The organism is Nonomuraea fuscirosea, assembly GCF_035917475.1.
Taxonomy (GTDB): Bacteria; Actinomycetota; Actinomycetes; order Streptosporangiales; family Streptosporangiaceae; genus Nonomuraea; species Nonomuraea fuscirosea.
The window spans coordinates 8,876,285-8,895,578 of record NZ_CP109074.1 but is presented as its reverse complement, the minus strand read 5'-3'; the positions used below and the strand labels follow the sequence as shown (position 1 = coordinate 8,895,578).

At 72.0% G+C, this 19,294-nt stretch carries 14 protein-coding genes and 1 pseudogene; 10 read left to right on the top strand and 5 right to left on the bottom strand.

Annotation, left to right across the window (positions count from 1 at the left end; all coding sequences use genetic code 11):
* Nucleotides 1-8: 8 nt before the first annotated feature.
* Together OIE67_RS40395 and OIE67_RS40390 are read right to left on the bottom strand one after the other, a co-directional pair.
* A complete protein-coding gene (locus tag OIE67_RS40395; RefSeq protein WP_326630423.1) occupies nt 9-1,085 on the bottom strand; it encodes a hypothetical protein in 1,077 nt (358 codons plus the stop codon).
* A gap of 167 nt (nt 1,086-1,252) precedes the next feature.
* Nucleotides 1,253-2,332, bottom strand: coding sequence for an SPFH domain-containing protein (locus OIE67_RS40390; RefSeq protein WP_326630422.1), 1,080 nt, complete (start codon nt 2,330-2,332; stop codon nt 1,253-1,255).
* Nucleotides 2,333-2,425: 93 nt separating this feature from the next.
* On the opposite strand from OIE67_RS40390, the gene OIE67_RS40385 reads away from it, so the two are divergent.
* The 7 genes from OIE67_RS40385 to OIE67_RS40355 all read left to right on the top strand — a co-directional run bounded on the left by OIE67_RS40385 (nt 2,426) and on the right by OIE67_RS40355 (nt 12,150).
* The gene (locus OIE67_RS40385) at nt 2,426-3,253 is read left to right on the top strand and encodes a class I SAM-dependent methyltransferase (protein WP_106236625.1); all 828 of its coding nucleotides are present in this window, start codon (nt 2,426-2,428) and stop codon (nt 3,251-3,253) included.
* A complete protein-coding gene (locus OIE67_RS40380; protein ID WP_326630418.1) occupies nt 3,250-4,161 on the top strand; it encodes a lysylphosphatidylglycerol synthase transmembrane domain-containing protein in 912 nt (303 codons plus the stop codon). Before OIE67_RS40385 ends, OIE67_RS40380 begins: the two co-directional genes overlap by 4 nt.
* Nucleotides 4,162-4,254: 93 nt before the next feature.
* On the top strand, nt 4,255-5,370 hold the full coding sequence (locus tag OIE67_RS40375) for a glycosyltransferase family 4 protein (RefSeq protein ID WP_326630416.1): 1,116 nt from the start codon (nt 4,255-4,257) through the stop codon (nt 5,368-5,370).
* Between the two features lie 32 nt (nt 5,371-5,402).
* Nucleotides 5,403-6,482, top strand: a complete 1,080-nt coding sequence (gene manB / locus OIE67_RS40370) for a mannose-1-phosphate guanylyltransferase (protein WP_435876009.1) — start codon at nt 5,403-5,405, stop codon at nt 6,480-6,482.
* 126 nt (nt 6,483-6,608) lie between these two features.
* The gene (locus OIE67_RS40365; protein ID WP_326630414.1) at nt 6,609-7,505 is read left to right on the top strand and encodes a DNA-3-methyladenine glycosylase family protein; all 897 of its coding nucleotides are present in this window, start codon (nt 6,609-6,611) and stop codon (nt 7,503-7,505) included.
* 135 nt (nt 7,506-7,640) lie between these two features.
* Nucleotides 7,641-10,319, top strand: a complete 2,679-nt coding sequence (locus OIE67_RS40360) for a bifunctional FO biosynthesis protein CofGH (protein WP_326630413.1) — start codon at nt 7,641-7,643, stop codon at nt 10,317-10,319.
* An 82-nt stretch (nt 10,320-10,401) separates the two neighbouring features.
* Nucleotides 10,402-12,150 (top strand): substrate-binding and VWA domain-containing protein, encoded by a 1,749-nt coding sequence (locus tag OIE67_RS40355; RefSeq protein ID WP_326630411.1) that lies wholly within the window; start codon nt 10,402-10,404, stop codon nt 12,148-12,150.
* Nucleotides 12,151-12,226: 76 nt separating this feature from the next.
* On the opposite strand, the gene OIE67_RS40350 is transcribed toward OIE67_RS40355, so the two are convergent.
* From OIE67_RS40350 to cofD, 3 genes are all read right to left on the bottom strand, one after another.
* Entirely contained in the window at nt 12,227-12,964 is a 738-nt protein-coding gene (locus tag OIE67_RS40350; protein ID WP_326630409.1) for a lytic polysaccharide monooxygenase, read from the bottom strand.
* Between the two features lie 91 nt (nt 12,965-13,055).
* Nucleotides 13,056-14,441, bottom strand: coding sequence for a coenzyme F420-0:L-glutamate ligase (locus tag OIE67_RS40345; protein WP_326630407.1), 1,386 nt, complete (start codon nt 14,439-14,441; stop codon nt 13,056-13,058).
* The gene (gene cofD, locus OIE67_RS40340; protein WP_326630405.1) at nt 14,438-15,376 is read right to left on the bottom strand and encodes a 2-phospho-L-lactate transferase; all 939 of its coding nucleotides are present in this window, start codon (nt 15,374-15,376) and stop codon (nt 14,438-14,440) included. The genes OIE67_RS40345 and cofD overlap by 4 nt, the downstream gene beginning before the upstream one ends.
* Nucleotides 15,377-15,557: 181 nt before the next feature.
* Between cofD and OIE67_RS40335 the strand changes: the two genes are divergently transcribed.
* From OIE67_RS40335 to OIE67_RS40325, 3 genes and pseudogenes are all read left to right on the top strand, one after another.
* The gene (locus OIE67_RS40335) at nt 15,558-17,633 is read left to right on the top strand and encodes a hypothetical protein (protein ID WP_326630403.1); all 2,076 of its coding nucleotides are present in this window, start codon (nt 15,558-15,560) and stop codon (nt 17,631-17,633) included.
* Between the two features lie 318 nt (nt 17,634-17,951).
* Complete coding sequence (locus OIE67_RS40330; RefSeq protein ID WP_020546325.1) at nt 17,952-18,212, top strand: WhiB family transcriptional regulator; 261 nt, start codon at nt 17,952-17,954, stop codon at nt 18,210-18,212.
* Between the two features lie 150 nt (nt 18,213-18,362).
* Nucleotides 18,363-19,178 (top strand): annotated as a pseudogene (locus tag OIE67_RS40325) (glycosyltransferase); the annotation flags it as partial.
* Nucleotides 19,179-19,294: the final 116 nt, after the last annotated feature.

Sequence of the window (19,294 nt, the reverse complement as noted above, 5' to 3'; positions counted from 1 at the left end):
GGCTCAGGTTACGCGTGGTTCACCAGGTATAGCCAGACGGCCACGGCGACGATCAGCACGACGGCGGCCACGGCCAGCGAGATCTTGACCGCGCTGTACGGCCGGTCGCCCTGCACCTCCCCGTTCGCCCCGTTGATCAGCACCTGGTACGTCCTGCCGGCGAACAGGTAGTTGCCCGCCCACACCGGCAGCAGCACCAGCTTGAACGTGACGCCGGAGTAGTTCGTCCGCACCGACGACACCCGCTGCACGTCCCCGCCGATGTCGCGGCGGCAGTCGCCGTGGATGACCTCGGCCATGATCTGCTTGGCCTGCTCGAAGCCCGCCTGCGGCTCGTGGTCGTAGCGCAGGCTGTGGTGCCCGGCGAGGTAGGCCGGGTCATACGGGAGCGCGTGCGCCAGCGGCCAGGGCTGGAGCGCGGTCAGCCGCTCGGCCGGGACCCGGCCCGTCGCCGGGGTCAGCACGTCGTCGAACCCGCGCGCCACCCGGCCCGAGGCCGGGTACCAGCGGGTCCGCCGCTCCCGGCGGGTGCGCCGGTTGCCGTTCGCGTCGGTGTGGCTGGTGGTGACGTAATAGTGCTCGCCGCGCCGGCCGGTGTAGTCGGAGACCGTCTGGGCGTCGAACGTCCAGTGCGGCAGGTACGTGCTCTTCATCGTCTCCGCCTCGCTGACCTTCTTGAGGCGGTTGGGGGCGAACCAGCGGCTCTTCACCCACGTGCGCAGCGCCTCCCGCGCGCCGCCCCGGTCCAGGGCGAACGGGAGCACCGCCTCGGGGGCGATCTGGTCGTCCCGCGCCGCGTCGGCCACCAGGTGGGTGCCGCAGAACTGGCAGGCCCGCGACAGCGCGTCGCTGTCCGTACGGGCGCCGCAGCCCGGGCAGCTGAGCTGGTGCCTGGCCAGGGCCCTGACGCGCGGCTTGGCCGTGAAGGCGTCGTAGGCGAACTCGCGGACCTGCCGGGCGGGCGCGGCGATGCGCTCCTCCGCACCGCAGTACGGGCAGCGCAGGACGGCGGTGCCAGGAGCGAACGCCACGCTCGCGCCGCAGCCCTGGCAGGGACGGGCAGGGGTCTGGGCGGGTGAGGTCATCCTGGGTCATGCTCCTGGTCGGAACGGGTCAGGCGGTGCGAGCGGGGACAGGAGTCGGTCGAGCGGGAGGTCGGATTGGCCGGGAGGCGGGGTCGGACGGACGGGGAGGCGGGGTCGGACGGACGGGGAGGCGAGGTCAGGCGGGCGGGGAGGCGAGGTCAGGCGGGTCAGGCGGGCGGGAGCGGAGGCGGGGTGTCGCGCAGGTGGGCGGCGAGTTCGGGCACGTCCCGGGCGGGGAGCCACTGGGACATGCCGGTCTTCCACACCAGGCTCTCCGGCGTGAGCCCGTTGCCGGGCAGATCCGCCGCGCCGAACGGCCCCCGCTGCTCACCGTTCACCCCGATGAACCAGCGCTCGTTCCCGGGCAGCGGCGGCGGCCCTTCTGAAGCCGGGGACGGCAGGGGGTTCTGGGCCAGGGACTCGGCCATCTGCCGGCCGGCGGCGATGCCCATGCCCAGCCCCATGCCCTCGGCGGCCCCGCCCGCGTGCTCCAGCGCGTTCGCCGCCTGGAACCTGGCGTAGTCGCCCAGATCGCCCACGATCCCCATCTGCGACCGCTTGTCCAGCGCCCGCTCCACCTCTTCGGGCAGCGAGACGTTCTCGATGGTGAAGGCCGGGATCGCCAGCCCCACAGAGGCCAGGTCGGCGGTCAGCGTCACGGCCAGCCGCCGGCCCATCTCGTGCTGGCCGGCGGCCAGGTCGAGCAGGGGCACGCCGGCACTGGCGAGGGCGTGCGGGAGCCGGCCCATGACCAGCTGGCGCAGGTAACCCTCCACCTCCTCGGTACGGAACCGCGGGTCGGTCCCCGCCAGCTCGCGCAGCAGCGCCGGGGCGTCGGTCACCCTGGCCGCGTACGAGCCGAACGCCCGCAGCCGCACCGGCCCGAACTCGGGGTCGCGCACGATGACCGGGTTCTGCGTCCCCCACTTGAAGTCGGCGAACTGCCGGGTGCTGACGAAGTACACCTCGGCCTTGAACGGCGAGTGGAAGCCGTGCTTCCAGCCCTTGAGCGTGGACAGGACCGGCAGGTTCCGCGTCTCCAGCGGGTACGTCCCGGGCGGGAAGGCGTCCGCGATCCGGCCCTCGTTGACGAAGACGGCGGTCTGCGACTCGCGCACGACCAGCTGGGCGCCCATCTTGATCTCGTTGTCGTGGCGCGGGAAACGCCAGACGAGAGTGTCGCGGCTGTCGTCGAGCCACTCCACGATGTCGATGAATTCGCCGCGGATCTTGTCGAACAGCGCCACTACGCCCCCGTTCGTGCTGGTTTCGCCAGGTCGGCCACCGTACCAAAGGCGTTTGACGTCGGAGTGGCGCGGAGGTCGGTACGGTGGGGAACCGTGGTGAAGCAACGGGTCGCGCAGCTCGAATACTCAGAGTTCCAGTCCGCCATGCTCGACGAGGAGAAGCGCAGGCGGAAGGCGGCGAAGATCATCGCGGTGCTGGAGCACTTCCACGGGCCGCTCGGCGGGCTGACCGTGGGCGACGTGGGCTGCTCCGCCGGGTTCATCGCCGACGAACTGGCGGGCGCGGGGGCCGGTCACACGCTGGGCATCGACATCGACGTGCCGGGGCTGCGCAAGGCGGCCGACCGGTTCGGCGAGCGGGTGGCGTTCGTCTGCGGCGACGGCACGGCGCTGCCGTTCCCCGACGGCTCGATCGACGTGCTGGTGTTCAACCACATCTACGAGCACGTGGTCGACCCCGACGCCGTGGTGGCCGAGATGCGCCGGGTGCTGTCCGACGACGGCGTGCTCTACCTGGGGCTGGGCAACCGGCTCGGGATCATGGAGCCGCACTACAAGCTGCCGTTCCTGTCCTACCTGCCGCCCGCGCTGGCCGACCGCTACGTGCGCGCGTCCGGGCGGGCCGACCACTACTACGAGCGGTTCAGGACGCGGCGCGGGCTGCGGAAGATGTTGCGCGCCTTCCACGTGTGGGACTACACGTTCCCGGTGCTCGCCACGCCCACCCGGTTCGCCGGGGGAGAGCTGTTTCCCGGGATGCCGGGGAAGGTGGTCAAGGCGGTGCTGTCGCGGGCGCCGCGCGGGGTGCTCAGGCTGCTGCTGCCGGTGGTGCCGACGTACCTGTGGGTGGCGACCAAGACGCCGCGCCGGCCGGTGGGCGCGGCGCTGCCGCAGCCGCCCGAGCTGGTCCGCCCGCTGTGAGCACCGAAGAAGACGTCACGGTGGAGCCTGTGCCGCGCCGCCGGCCCATGGGTCGCCGGCTGGTCAGATACGGCTTTCTGGCCGTCGCGCTCGGCTTCGGCGCCTGGGCGGTGGGCCGGCAGTGGGACGACGTGGTGGCCGGGTTCTCCCGGCTGACCCCGGCGGCGCTGGCGGGCTCGCTGGTGGCCGTGGTCGCCGCGCTGCTCGGGGCCATGCTGACCTGGCGCACACTGCTGGCCGACCTGGGCTCGCCGCTGCCCGCGCGGCCCGCGGCCAAGGTGTTCTTCGTGGGCCAGCTCGGCAAATACATCCCGGGCACCATCTGGCCCGTGCTGGCCCAGATGGAGATGGGCCGCGACCTCGGCGTGCCCCGCGCGCGCAGCGCGGCGGCGTTCTTCCTGATGATGCCGATCCAGCTGGCCACCGGCCTGCTGGTCACGCTCGTCACGCTCGGCTGGGACCGCTACGGCTGGCTGCTGCTGTTCATCCCGCTGCTGCTGGTCCTGCTCGAACCCAAGGTGATCAACGCCGTCATCGGGTACGCCCTGCGCCGGCTCAAGCGCGAGCCCCTCGAACGCCCCCTGACCAGGCGCGGCATGCTGACGGCGCTCGGCTGGGCGCTGACCGGCTGGATCGCCTACGGCGTGCACCTCTACTTCGTCGCCCCCCAGGGCGGCCTCGTCTTCGCCGTGGGGGCCTTCGCCCTGTCGTGGTGCCTGGGCATCCTGACCTTCGTGATCCCGGCGGGCGCGGGGGTCAGGGAGCTGGCCATGGTGACGATCCTGGCGCCCCATCTCGATCAGGGCGCCGCCATCGCGGTGGCGCTTTCGTCCAGGATCGTCATCATCGTGGGGGATCTGATCTGTGCCGGCCTGGCGGGAATCGCAGCGCGTCGCGACTCGGTGTGATTTGGCCCACGATTTAGGGGAGGCTGGTCATAAGGTGAACATCAGAGGGGGACGACCAGTCCCACGTTGATCTTGAGGGGAGAAGATCTTCGTATGCCTCGAGTGCTCGTCGACGCGGTAGCGGTCCCCGCGGACCGCGGCGCGTTGATCAGATACGTTGACGGGCTCGTGGCCGCGCTCGACCGGGCCGGCGCCGACATCGCCGTGGCCTGCCAGCGGGCCGAAGCGGAACGCTACAGACGCCTCGCACCTTCGGCCCAGGTGATCCCCGGGCCGGTCTCGATCACCAACAGGGCCGCCAGGCTGGCCTGGGAGCAGAGCGGGCTGCCCCTTCTCGCCCGCCAGGCCGGCGCCGACGTGATCCACGCCCCCTACTACTCCATCCCGCTCAGCGCGGGCCTGCCGACCGTCGTGACGGTGCACGACGCGACATGGTTCACCGAGCCCGACCAGCTCGGCCCGCGCGCCTCGTTCTTCCGCTCGGCCACCCGCACCGCCGTCCGCCACGCCAGGCGGGTGATCGTGCCGTCCAAGGCGACGAGGGACGAGCTCATCCGGGTGCTGTCCGCCGATCCCACCCGCATCGACGTCGCCTACCACGGCGTCGACCTGGCCCAGTTCCACCCGCCGACCGGCGAGGAGATCCGCAGGTCCGCCATGAGGTGCGGGCTGCACGACCAGCCGTACGTGGCCTTCCTCGGCGCGCTCGACCCCCGCAAGAACGTGCCCAATCTGATCAGGGGCTTCGCCACCGCCGTCAAGCGGCTCGACGAGCCGCCGGCGCTGGTGCTGGGCGGAGGCGTGCACGAGGACGACGTGGACGCCGCCTGCCGGGAGGTGGAGGCCACCGTCAGGGTGATCAGGCCGGGCTACCTGCGCGCGCCCGACCTGCCCGGGTTTCTCGGCGGGGCGCTCGTGGTCGCCTTCCCCTCGCGCGGCGAGGGGTTCGGGCTGCCGGTGCTGGAGGCCATGGCCTGCGGCGCGCCGGTCCTGACGACCCACCGCAGCTCGCTGCCCGAGGTGGGCGGTGACGCGGTCGCCTACACCGAGCCGGACGCCGACAGCATCGCCACGGCGCTCGGCGAGTTGCTGGCCTCTCCCCAGCGCAGACACCAGTTGCGGGAGGCGGGCCTGGCCCGGGCCCGCGAATTCACCTGGGAGGCCTGCGCCGAGGCGCATCTCAGCTCGTACCAACGCGCGATCGAATAGTTCGGTAACCTCACGGAGTGATGGAGAGCTCTTTGCCAGACCTCGAGGCGATCCTCCTGGTCGGGGGGCAGGGCACCCGCCTGCGTCCGCTGACACTGGGCACGCCCAAGCCACTGCTGCCGACCGCCGGGGTGCCGTTCCTGGCCCACCAGCTGGCCCGTGCGCGATCTTTCGGCGTACGCCGGATCGTGTTCGCGACCTCGTACAAGGCGGCGATGTTCGAGCCCGCCTTCGGCGACGGGTCGGCGTTCGGGCTCTCGCTGGAGTACATGACGGAGGAGACGCCGCTGGGCACGGGCGGAGCCATCCGTAACGCCGGCGAGGCGCTCGACGCGGGTCCCGACGACCCCGTCCTCATCCTCAACGGCGACATCCTCTCCGGTCACGACATCGGCGCGCAGGTGCGCCTGCACCGTGACAGGCAGGCCGCTGTAACGCTCCATTTGACAGAGGTCGACGATCCCTCCCGGTTCGGCTGCGTGCCGACCGACGAGGCGGGGCGGGTGACGGCGTTCCTGGAGAAGACGCCCAACCCGGTGACCAACCGGATCAACGCCGGCTGCTACGTCTTCACCCGCTCGGTGATCGACTCGATCCCGCGCGACGAGGTCGTGTCGGTCGAGCGGGAGACGTTCCCCGGGCTGATCGAGTCGGGGCAGCTCGTCATGGGCTACGCCGACCGCACCTACTGGCTCGACGTCGGCACGCCGAGCGCGTACGTGCAGGGCTCGCGTGACCTGGTGCTGGGCCGGCTGGCCTCACCCGCGCTGCCCGGCCCGACGGGCGAATACCTGGTGCTCGAAGGCGCCAGGGTCTCGCCCGAGGCCAAGATCCAGGACGGCACGGTGGTCGGCGCCCGCGTGGTCGTCGAGGCCGGGGCGACGGTGGCCGGGTCCGTGCTCAGCGACGACTGCGTCGTGGAGGCCGGGGCCCGGGTGAGCGACTCCGTCGTGGGGCAGCGGGCGCGCATCTGCGCGGGCACGGTGGTGCGCGACGCGGTGATCGGTGACGACGCGGTCGTGGGGCCGGGCAACGAGCTGCAGCACGGCGTACGCGTCTGGCCGGGCGTCGAGCTGCCCGAACGCGCCCTGCGCTACTCCAGCGACGTCTGACCCGCCGGCCTGGACGGGCGCCGTGTCGCCGCGGCGGCGTTCCGGGCGCGGACGGTGGGAGTGCCGGCTGTTCGCCTCGCGCTGAGTCCGGTCCGAGCAGGTGAGGGGCAGGGGCAGACTGGTGGGGTGAAGGAGCGCAGGTGGGTGCCCGCGGGGCCGCTGGACGTGGGGCTGGCGCTGATGCCCCACCGGCGCGGCGGCGGCGATCCCACCTGGCGCCGCGAGGGCGACGGCTCCGTGTGGCGCACGTCCAGGACCCCCGACGGCCCCTGCACGCTCAGGGTGAGCGTGCAGGCCGGCGGTGTGCACGGGCAGGCGTGGGGGCCCGGCGCGGCCTGGGCCCTGGAGAGCCTGCCGGCGCTGCTCGGAGCCGATGACGACGTCGCCGGGTTCAGCGTCGAGCACGACGTGCTGGCCGAGGCCGTCAGGAGGCATCCGGGGCTGCGGATCGGGCGGACCGGCCGGGTCATGGAGGCGCTCGTGCCGGCGGTGCTGGAGCAGAAGGTGGTCGGCCGGGAGGCGTGGCGGGCCTGGCAGTGGCTGCTCCGCCGCTACGGCGAGCCGGCCCCAGGGCCCGCGCCCGAGGGGATGCGGGTGGTGCCGGAGAGCGACGTGTGGCGGCGGATCCCGAGCTGGCACTGGCACCAGGCGGGCGCCGAGGCCGTGCGTGCCAGGACCATCGCCAATGCCGCCTGGCACGCCGCCAAGCTGGAGGCCGCCGGCACCACCGAGGAGCTCGACCGGCTGCTGCGCGCGCTGCCCGGCATCGGGGTGTGGACCTCCGCCGAGGTGCGCCAGCGCGTCTTCGGCGACGCCGACGCCGTCAGCGTCGGTGACTTCCATCTGGCCAAGCTGGTCGGTTACGCCTTCACCGGGGAGAAGACGGACGACCCCGGGATGATGCGGCTGCTGGAGCCCTATGCCGGGCATCGTCACCGCGCCACGGTCCTGGTCTGGCTCAGCGGCGTCCGTCCACCGGCCAGGGGGCCCCGCATGCCGGTCCGCGACTACCGCGCGTTCTGAGCGCGGCGCCGGACGGCGGCTCGCGTAGTGGATCGGCGGCCGCCGGTCGTTCCGCGCCCGCCACCGGGGCTGCCGGTCGTTCTGAGCGCGACCCTGAGTGCGTACGGCGAACCCAGGCCGACGTACTGTGCCTCTATGAGTTCTGACTCCGCGCTCCGCCGCGCCCTCGCCCGAGCCAGGGACGGCAAGACCCTCGACGTCACCGAGGCGACCGTCCTCCTGCACGCCCGGGACGAGCACCTCGACACGCTCCTCGACCACGCCTCCCGTGTACGCGACGCCGGGCTGCGTGCCGCCGGGCGCGAAGGGATCATCACCTACAGCAGGAAGGTGTTCATCCCGTTGACCCGGCTCTGCCGGGACCGTTGTGGTTACTGCACTTTTGCCACCGCTCCGCACAAGCTTCCCGCGCCGTTCCTGAGCCCGGACGAGGTGCTGGAGATCGCCCGCCAGGGGGCGGCGATGGGGTGCAAGGAGGCGCTGTTCACGCTGGGGGACCGGCCGGAGGACCGCTGGCACCAGGCGAGGGAGTGGCTCGACGCGCACGGCTATGACGACACGCTGTCCTATGTGCGCGCGATGGCGATCAGGGTGCTGGAGGAGACCGGGCTGCTGCCGCACCTCAACCCGGGGGTGCTGAGCTGGCGCGACCTGCAGCGGCTCAAGCCGGTCGCGCCGTCGATGGGGATGATGCTGGAGACGACGTCGCGGCGGCTGTTCGAGGAGAAGGGGCAGGCCCACTACGGCTCGCCGGACAAGGACCCCGCCGTACGGCTGCGTGTGCTGGAGGACGCCGGACGCACGAACGTGCCGTTCACCACCGGGATCCTGATCGGCATCGGCGAGACCGTCCAGGACCGGGCCGAGGCGATCTTCGCGATCCGGCGGGTGGCCAGGGAGTACGGCGGCATCCAGGAAGTCATCGTGCAGAACTTCCGCGCCAAGCCCGACACCGCCATGCGCGGCCTGCCGGACGCCGACCTCCAGGAGCTGGCCGCCACGATCGCCGTCGCGCGGCTGATCCTCGGCCCGCGCGTACGGCTGCAGGCGCCGCCCAACCTGGTGGACGCCGAGTACGAGCTCATGATCAGGGCCGGGATCGACGACTGGGGCGGCGTGTCCCCGCTCACCCCCGACCACGTCAATCCGGAGCGGCCGTGGCCGCAGATCGACGACCTCGCGGCCCGTACGGGCGAGGCTGGCTTCCAGCTCCGCGAGCGTTTGACGATATATCCGGAATACGTGCAGGCGGGGGAGCCGTGGCTCGACCCCCGCCTGTTCGCCCACGTCGCCGCGCTCGCCGATCCGGCCACCGGCCTGGCGCGCGAGGACGCCGTGCTCGAAGGCCGTCCCTGGCAGGAGCCCGACGGCGGATTCGCCGCGTCCGGCCGGGTCGACCTGCACGTCGAGGTCGACACCACCGGCCGCACCGCCGACCGCCGGGACGACTTCGACCACGTCTACGGCGACTGGGACGCCCTTCGCGACCGCCTCCCCGCGTCGGCCGAGCCCGTCGCCGCGCCTTCGACCGGTCCCTCGGCCGAGTCCGTCGCCGGGGCCTCGACCGGGCCCTCCGCTGGGCCCTCTGCCGGGCCCTCTGCCGGGCCCTCCGCTGGGGCCGCCGCCGCGTTCTCGGGCGGGGTGCTCGCCGGCGACGTGCGGCGGGCGCTGGCCAGGGCCGCGGCCGATCCGGCCGGGCTGACGGACGCGGAGGCCGTGGCGTTGCTGAGCGCCGACGGCGCGGAGCTTGAGGAACTGGCCGCGATCGCCGACGCCCTGCGCGCCGAGGCGGCCGGCGACGCGGTCACCTACGTCGTCAACAGGAACATCAACTTCACCAACGTCTGCTACACCGGCTGCCGCTTCTGCGCCTTCGCCCAGCGCAGGACCGACGCCGACGCCTACACCCTCAGCCTCGACCAGGTCGCCGACCGGGCGGAGGAGGCGTGGGCGGCCGGCGCCACCGAGGTGTGCATGCAGGGCGGCATCCACCCCGACCTGCCCGGCACCGCGTACTTCGAGATCGCCAAGGCGGTCAAGGCCAGGACGCCCGGCATGCACGTGCACGCGTTCTCCCCGATGGAGGTGATCAACGGGGCGAGCCGGACGAACCTGTCGATCCGCGACTGGCTGGAGGCCGCCAAGGAGGCCGGCGTGGACTCGCTGCCGGGGACGGCGGCCGAGATCCTCGACGACGACGTGCGCTGGGTGCTGACCAAGGGCAAGCTGCCCGCCAAGGAGTGGGTCGAGGTGATCACCACCGCGCACAAGGTCGGCCTGCCCACCACCGCCACCATGATGTACGGGCACGTCGACAACCACCTGCACTGGGTCAGGCACATCAAGCTCATCCGGCGGCTGCAGGAGGAGACCGGCGGGTTCTCGGAGTTCGTGCTGCTGCCGTTCGTGCACACCAGCGCACCCATCTATCTGGCGGGCGTGGCCAGGCCGGGCCCGACCGTGCGGGAGAACCGGGCCGTGCACGCGCTGGCCAGGATCCTGCTGCACGGCGCTATCGGGAACATCCAGTGCTCCTGGGTCAAGCTCCAGGACGACCTGTGCCGCCAGGTGCTCCAGGGCGGCGTCAACGACCTCGGCGGCACCCTGATGGAGGAGACGATCAGCCGGATGGCTGGGTCGGAGAACGGCTCGTACAAGACGATCAGCGAGCTGCGCGAGATGGTCGGGGTCACCGGCAGGCCGGCCAGGCAGCGCACCACCGAGTACGGCGTCCCGAGCGAGGAGCGGCTGGCGGCCTCGGCGGCCAGCGACGGCGTCTGCCAGAGCGTCAGAAGGGTGCTCCCGCTGGCCTAGTTGTAACATGTTCTAACAAGCACTTGCGTCCGCCCAGTGAGTCGCTGGGAGAATCGTCACTCCCCTGGGAGAGAGGTTCACCGTGCGGTTGGGTCGACACCGCGCCGCGCTGCTCCCCGAGCAGCGGCGGAGGAAGGCGCTCCGACGCGGCATCCTGGCCGGGCTGTCCGCCGTGGCCATCGTCGCGGCCGGCCTGGTCGTGATCTTCGGCAGCGGTGGCGTGCTGTGCACCACACGAGAGCCTGTTCTGGTCGACGTGGCGGCGGCGGTGGACGTGGCTCCCGCCGTCATGGAGGCGGCGAGCCGGTTCAACGGGACGAAGACGGCCGTGGGTGGCCGGTGCGTGCTGGTCCAGGTGACCGAGCAGCCGCCGGCCACCGTCCTGCGCACGCTGATCGGCGATCGGGCCGGAGTGCTGAGCGAGCGGCCCGACGGGTGGATCGCCGACTCCTCCGCCTGGATCAGGCTGGCCCGCCAGCAGGGCGCGAGCGCGCTGCCCGCGGGGGAGAGCGTGGTGGCCACCTCGCCGCTGGTGTTCGCCACCCGGGCGTCGCTGGCCCAGCGCTTCTCCGTGGGGCGGACCGAGATGAACTGGCGGATGGTCTTCCCCTCGACCGTGCGCGGGCGGCTGACGCCCAACGCGGACGAACCCGACGTCGTCCGCGTGCCGGACCCGTCGCTGGCCGGGGCCGGCATCGCGACCGTGGCCGCCGCCCGGGACGTCGTCGGGAAGGGGCCCGAGGCGGACAAGGCGCTGACCGCGTTCGTCCGGTGGGCGCAGGCGGGCTCCGCGCCCGACTACCGCAGCATGCTGGCCGCCGTGGACGACCGTACGTTCTGGCAGCGTCCCGTCGTGATCGTGCCCGAGCAGTCGGTATGGAACCACAACCTGCGGCCCTCCTCCGATCCCGTCGTGGCGCTGCACCCGCGCGAGGGCACGATCAACCTCGACTACCCGTACGTCGTCACCGCCACCGATCCCTCCGTCGCCGAGGCGTCGAGCGTCTTCGCGGGCTGGCTGAAGGGCGCGCAGGCGCAGGAGATCGTGCGCAGGGCGGGGTTCAGGTCGGGCGACGGCGCCCAGGGGCCGATCTCGCCCGGCCCCCAGATCCCCACAGGGGCGCCCAGGACCAGGGCCTCGGTGTCGCCGCAGGACATCGACGACGCGCTGCGCGCCTGGAGCAGGCTGGCCCCGCCGACCAACATCCTCGTGCTGGCCGACACCTCCAAGCACATGGCCGAGCCGCTGAACGGCACCACCCGGGTCAGCGTGGCGCTGGCGGCGGCCAAGATCGGCCTGCAGCTCTTCCCGGCCTCCACGCACATGGGCCTGTGGGAGTTCGCCGACAAGGTCGGACGCATCAAGGGTTACCAGGAACGCGTCGGCCTCGGCCCGATCAGCGAGCCGGACAGCGGGCAGGTCATCCGCAAGAGCCGCCTGGACGAGCTGACCAGCACGATCACCGCCCATCCCAAGCTCGCCAGCTCCCTGTACGACGCCATCCACAGCGGCTTCCGCGAGGTCAGCGAGGAGTACCGGGAGGAGATGAACAACGCGCTCCTGGTGATCACGGCCGGCCGGGACGACGGCAAAGGCGCGGACCTGCGGCAGTTGCTCGACCAGCTACGCCGTGAGTGGAATCCGGACAAGCCCGTACAGATCATCGTCATCGCGTTCGGCAAGGGCGTGGATCGCGCGGCGCTGTCGCAGATCACGGCCGCCACGAACGGCTCCCTGCACGAGGCCCAGGAGCCCGGCGAGATCATCGACGTGTTCCTCGCCGCCCTGGCCCGCCGCCTCTGCCACCCGACCTGCAAACCCACCACCTGACCGGCGCTTTCTCCAGGGAGAACGGGAACCGGCCGCCCAGGGAGCTCTGGGCGGCCGGTCTCAACGAGGGGCGCGGCTACACGCGCTGCCAGAGCGCCGGCACGTTCGGCGGCTCCCATCCGGTGAGGGCGGTGTGCGACTGGAGGCATCGGTACGTGGCGCCGTTGTAGGTCACGGTGTTGCCGGTGCTGTACGCGGTCCCCGCCCGCCAGGTGCCGGAGGGCGTCGTCGGGGGCACGGTCGGCGTCGGGGTGGGCGTCGGTGTGACGGTCGGCGGAGGCGTCGGGGTGGGGTTGCCGCCACCGCCGCCGAAGTTCAGGTCGACGCAGGAGTAGAAGGCGTTGGTGGTGTCGGAGATGTTCCAGATGGCGAGGACCTTCTGCCGGCCCGAGTAGCCGGAGAAGTTGACCGGGTGCGAGACCGTCGCCGGCGGCTGCTGGCCGTTGCCGGCGAAGCTGGCCACCCTGGTGTTGCCGATGTAGTACTCGAAGTTCGAGGTGGCGTGCCTGACGGTGAACGTCCAGGTGAAGGTCACGGTGCTGCCCACCGACGCGGCGGGCCACGGCTTGCTCTCGTCGCTGAGCTGGGCGAACTGGCCGAGGTTGGCGTGGCAGTTGCGCAGGCCCTTGGGGCCTTCGACGCTCTGCGGCTCGTAGACGATGTTGCCGCAGCCGGAGACCTTGCCCTGGTGGCAGTTGGCCTGACGGCTCGGCGGTGTAAGCACGTAGCCGTGGGCGAACGCGGGTGTGGTGTTGAACACCGTGGTGGCGACCGCGATCACCACCACGGCGACGAGCGTGAGAGTCCTTCGCATGAAGTGGCTCCTTTACATGGGGGGTGGCCCCAATGTAAAGGAAACTTTCCTAACGGTAAATGGCGGACTTGACCGCTGTCCGGACCGCCGGTCAACGCGTGAGGATGAAGTCGCCGGGATCGCGCGGCGCCCGGTCACGCGGCGGCGCGGCGGCGTGCCCGACGGCCACGCAGCCCATCGGGTCCCACGACTCGGGCAGGTCGAGCACCTCGCGCACCACGGGCCGGCAGAACATCGTGGACGACACCCACGCCGAGCCCAGCCCCTCGACGGCGAGCTGAACCAGAAAGTTCTCCACCCCGGCGCCGGTGGCCACGATGAACATCTCCCGCTCGGAGGTGTTGCGCCGCTCGTCGCGGTACGTGTGCGACCCCTCCATCACCAGGCAGGGCACGACCAGATAGGGAGCGTTGCGCAACACCTCACCCCGCTTGACCCGCTTGGCGATCGACTGCTCGGTGAACCCGTCGCCGCGCAGGTCGGCGATCCACGCCTCGCGCATCGCGTCGAGCAGCTTCGTCCGCGTCTGCGGCGACTCCAGCAGCACGAACCGCCACGGCGTCGTGTGGTGCGGCGCCGGCGCCGCGATGCCGGCCGCGACCGCCCGGCGCACCGCCTCGGGATCGACAGGACGGTCGGAGAACTCCCTGATCGTCCGGCGGGCGAACACCACGTCGCGCGACCCGAACCGGAACAGGTCGTCGTCGGCCGGCCGCACCAGCGGCCTGACCCCGGGGCCGTCGTCCTCGGTCACCAGGTGGGACAGCCCGCGCACGATCGCCACCGGGACCCCGGCGAGCTTGCCCTTGACCAGCTCGGCCGCGCTCGCGATCTCGTCGGCCAGCGCCGTGACCGTGGCGTTGAGCTGGTTGCCGTAGGTGTCGGAGGTGCCGCGATAGTCGTCCAGCGGACGGAGACCGGCCACCCCGATGGCGACGTCGGTGAGCCCGTTGCGCCAGGGCCGCCCGAACGTGTCGGACACGATCACGCCCACCCTGGCGTGCCCGGCGAGCCCCGCCCTGATGCGCCTGGCCGAGGCGTCGGAGTCTTCCGGCAGGAGCAGCACCGTGCCGGGCTCGGTGTTGGAGGCGTCGACGCCGGCGGCGGCCATGACGAACCCGTGGCGGGTCTGGGAGATCACGGTGTCGCCGCGCCTGGCGACCACCCGCTCGGTCTCGTCCTCGATCGCCTGGGTGCGGTCCGGCGCGTGACGCACCCGGCCCTCGGCCTTGCTCACGATCTTGGAGGTGACCACCACGATGTCGCCGTCACGCAGCCCGGCGCCGGCCAGCAGCGCCGCCACGTCGTCTCCCGGCCGCACCTCGCCGATCCCGGTCACCGCGACCACCTCGACCCGCTCGGGCGCCGCCGAGCCGTCGCGCGGCAGGGTCGCGGCATGAGCGTCGTGCGGCGGGCTGACTGCGGGGTCGTCGTGCGGGGTGGCGGGCGCCGGGCCCCCGTGCGGAGGAGTGGTCATCGGGCGAGCTCCTGGGCCAGGTCGAGGGCGGTGCGGGCGATGGCGGCGGTGGCCTCGGCGTCGTGCATGAGGAGCGGTCTGGCGACCACGCGCACGCCGTCGAGCGCGACCCCGGCGTCCTCCTCGGCCACCAGCCAGCCGTCGATCAGCTCGGAGCCGTACAGATCGAGCACCGCCTGCGCGGTCGTCTCCACCCCGATGGCGGTCAGGCAGGCGTCGGCCATGCCCCTGACCGGCGCGCCGCCGATGATCGGCGAGACGCCGACGACGGTCTTGGGCAGCAGCGCCTCGCGGATGCCGGGAACCTGGAGGATCGTGCCGATGCTCACCACCGGGTTGGACGGCGGCAGGATGACCACGTCGGCCTGCTCGACGGCCTCAAGCACTCCGGGGGCCGGCTTCGCGGTGTCGGCCCCCACCAGCGCGAACGACTGCGCGGGGACGGAGGCGCGCAGCCGTACCCACCACTCCTGGAAGTGGATCGCCCGCTTGCCGCGCTCGTCCTCGATCACGACGTGGGTCTCGCAGCGGTCGTCGCTCATCGGCAGCAGCCGTACGCCCGGCTGCCAGCGCGCGCAGAGCGCCTGCGTGATCTGCGAGAGCGGGTAGCCCGCCTCCAGCATCTGCGAGCGCACGATGTGGGTGGCGAAGTCGCGGTCGCCGAGCCCGAACCACTGCGGCTCGACGCCGTACGCGGCCAGCTCCTCCTTGACGACGTGGGACTCCTTGGCCCGGCCCCAGCCCTGCTCCTCGTCGATGCCGTTGCCCAGGGTGTACATCACGGTGTCGAGGTCGGGGCAGACCCGCAGGCCGAACAGGGTGATGTCGTCACCCGTGTTGCCGATGACGGTGATCGCGGAGTCGGGTGCGGCGGCGCGCAGGCCGCGCAGGAAGCGGGCGCCGCCGATGCCGCCGGCGAGTGACACGATGTGCATGCGGCCCAGTCTTTCACCGGGCTCTGACAAGCCGGTCGGGGGACCGGTTTTCGCCTTTTTGTCGGCGGTGTACGTCCTGGTACTGCATGAATTGAGATGGAAGAGGTTCCTGGGACTCCCGGCAGGGGGGTCGGTGATGTGGCAAACTCCCTTCGGGCTAATGGGTCCGATGGGGGTAGTTGTGAGCAAACTTGACGTCGCCCGGCTGAAGGAGCCGGCCGCCTGGATCATGCTCGTCACCGGATTGATGCAGGTCGTGCTGGCGATCGGCCACATCCTGATCGGGTCGACCGCGTCGTCGTCGTTCATGGACCGCGCGGCGGGGAACTTCTCGAGCGTGACCAGCCCGGTCGTGACGGCACTGCTGCTCGGCGCCGTGCTGCTGGTGACGAAGGTGGGCGAGCCGTCGGCCAAGGCCAAGCCGATCACGTACGGCGCCGCCGCCGGACTGCTGCTGGCCTCGGTGTTCGGCATGCTCGCGCTGCTGCTCGGCCTCTTCTCCGGCCTCGGCGCCCGTTCGACCATCGAGTACGTGCTCCTCGGCGTGCCCACGCTCGCCCTGACCGCCATCGCGCTGGTCTACCTGCTCCCGCAGGTGATGCCCGAGCGGCAGGCGGCCCAGGTGTACCACGGCCAGTTCGGCGCCCAGCCCGGCTTCTTCGGCGGCCAGCCCCAGCAGTTCGGCCAGGGCGAGCAGCCCCAGCCCGGTTACGGCCAGCCCGGCTACCCCCAGCAGCCCCCCTCGGGCCAGCAGCCCTTCGGCCAGGACCAGGCCGCAGGCGGCTTCGCCCAGCAGCCCGGCCAGCCGGGGTTCGGCCAGGAGCAGGGCCCCGGAGGCCCCGGCCAGCAGGGCCCCGGCGGTCCCGGTCAGGGTCCCGGCGGTCAGCCCGGTTTCGGCGGCCCGCAGGACCAGCAGCAGTACGGCCAGCAGCCCATGTCGGGCCAGCAGCCCGGCCAGCCTGGGTTCGGCCAGGAGCAGGCCCCTGGCGGTCCCGGCCAGCAGGGCCCCGGAGGCCCCGGCCAGCAGGGTCCTGGTGGTCCCGGTCAGGGTCCCGGCGGTCAGCCCGGTTTCGGCGGCCCGCAGGATCAGCAGCAGTACGGCCAGCAGCCGATGTCGGGCCGGCAGCCCGGCTACGGCCAGCAGCCGCCCTCCACGCCCGGCTACGCGCAGCAGCCCCACTCAACCCCCGGTTACGCGCCACAGCCGCTCTCGGCCCCCGCGTACGACCAGCAGCCGCCGTCCGCCCCCGGGTACGACCAGGCGGCCGCCGGATACGGCCAGCAGCCCCCCTCGACGCCCGGATACGGCCAGCAGCCGCCCAGCTTCGGCGGGCAGCCCGAGCCCCAGGCGACCAACCCGCAGCAGCCGTACCCGCAGATCAGGGGCGCGCTGCCGGCCGCGCCCGCGGACCAGCAGCAGCCCGAGCCGTCCTTCCCGCCGCAGGGGTTCGGCCAGGGCTACAGCTCCGTGGACACGGCCCCGGCGGCCCAGGACTACAGCACGCCGCCGGCCGGCGAGTACACCCCGGCCCCGTACGTCCCGGCCGACAGCCAGCCGAACGTCTACGGCCAGTCGAGCCCGAACCCGTACGCGCCCCCGGCGAACGACCAGGCCGCCTCCTTCGCGCCGCCGGCCGAGCAGCAGCAGGCGAACCCGTTCGCGCCCCCGGCCGACGCCGCGTACACGCCGAGCGAGACCGCCCCCAACGCCCCGTTCCCGCCGGCTGAGCCGCAGCAGCAGTCGTACTTCGGCCAGAGCGCGTTCGACCAGCAGCAGCAACAGCAGGGCGGCCAGCCGTTCACCGGCTACTCCGGCGCCGAGTTCGCCACCCCGCCCGCCTACCAGGAGCCCGACCCGCCGGTCGACCCGCGCTCGCAGCAGCTCATGGACGCCTACCACCAGGCGGAGACGTACCAGTCCAACGCCGGCCAGCCGAACGCGGGCACCCAGCCGGAGCTGCGCGTGCCCGACTACGGCGGCGGGCAGGGCGGCGACCCGTTCGGCCACCCGCGGCAGGAGCTCGAGCGGCAGGTCCAGGAGCAGTACGGCGGCTACGAGCCGCAGCAGGGCCAGTACCGGCCCACCCACCAGGCTCCGCAGGCCGCCGCCCAGCCGGGATGGCCGGACCAGGCCGAGTCCACGATGCGGCTCGACCCGACGTCGTTCGGCAACGCCTTCGGCGGCGACCAGCGCCGTCCCGGGGACGACCCGATCGACCCGACGGCCATATACACCCCCAATGAGCCCCGAAGGTAACGGACCGGCAATGGACTGCTAGAGAGAAGGTGGGCCATGGGCGGGCGTGTTTCCCGCCCTGGTACGGTTCCGACCGCAGACAGCGTTGAACGAGCCAGGCCGACGCCATGCGTGCAAGGCGCCGGCCCGGTGCGAACATCACATGCCGAGCACACCGGGGCGAGATCTGGTCTTTCCCCGGATAGCTGCATGCCGCTTGACGTCACGCACGGCACACGCGTGTAATTACAACCATGTTGTTACGCCTTCCTGTGGGTGGGTAATAAGGAAGGCGTCCATGGGGGGCTCCATTGCGGGCGGGCGGCAGGGAGGTGTGCAGTGACCGATCCGGTCATCGCACAGGATCAGCTTGACGCTGAAGAACTCGGCTGGCAGGAGCGCGCGTTGTGCGCGCAGACTGATCCGGAGGCGTTCTTCCCGGAGAAAGGCGGCTCCACCCGAGAGGCCAAGAAGGTCTGCCGATCGTGCGAGGTCCGTGCCGAGTGCCTGGAATACGCACTCGAGCACGATGAGCGGTTCGGCATCTGGGGTGGGCTGTCCGAGCGGGAGCGCAGACGGATCAAGCGTCAGGCCGTTTAGGTCGAATGAGAGATCCGGTGCGGGCCGCCGCTGCGGCGTGGGTCGCGGACGGCAGTCCGACCTGCGGTTTCTTATCGTTATATAGGGGGGAAGGGGTCACGCGGTCCGCCGTGTGACCCTTTTCGCATCTCCTGACGGCGTCGCACCTGTATGGTGGGGCCGCCTGATCATCCCCCCAGGAGTCACCCACCCATGGCACGTCCCTACGTCACCGTGATCGTCGTCGCCCATGACGGCGCGCGCTGGCTCGGGGAGACGATGCGCGCCCTGATCAACCAGAGCCGCCGACCGGACCGCGTGGCGGGCGTCGACAACGGCAGCAAGGACGGCTCGGCCGACCTGCTGGCCCAGACGCTCGGACGCGGCAGCGTGATCTCCCTGCCCCGCTCCACCGGTTTCGGCGAGTCGGTCACCGCGGTGCTGGACAAGCTCCCGTCCGCCGGGCGGGACGAATGGATCTGGCTGCTGCACGACGACTGCGCCCCCGACAGGCGGGCGCTGGAGCTGCTGCTGAGCGCGGCCGAGCAGGATCCCAAGGCGGCCGTCCTCGGCCCGAAGTTACGCGACTGGCTCGACCGCAGGCGGCTGCTGGAGATCGGCGTCACCGTGGGCCGTACGGGACGCAGGGACACGGGGCTGGAGCCGCGCGAGTTCGACCAGGGGCAGCACGACGGCACCCGCGAGGTGCTGTCGGTGTCCACGGCGGGGATGCTGATCAGGCGCGACGTGTGGGAGCAGGCCGGCGGCCTCGACCCGTTCTTCCCGATCTTCCGTGACGACCTCGACCTGTGCTGGCGGGTGCGCAACGCCGGGCACAGGGTGCTGATCGTGACGTCCGCGGTGGCCTGGCACGCCGAGGCGGCGGCCCGCAGGCGGCGGCGGATCACGGTCAGCGGTGACCATCCGCGCCGTCTCGACCGGCGCAACGCGATCTTCGTGGTCATGGCGAACCTGCCGTTCCGCGCGATGCTGTGGGCGCTGCTGCGGAACGTGATCAGCTCGATCGTGCGCACGCTGCTGTTCATCGTGAGCAAACAGCCGGCGAACGCGCTGGACGAGGTCGTGGCGATCTGCTCGATCCT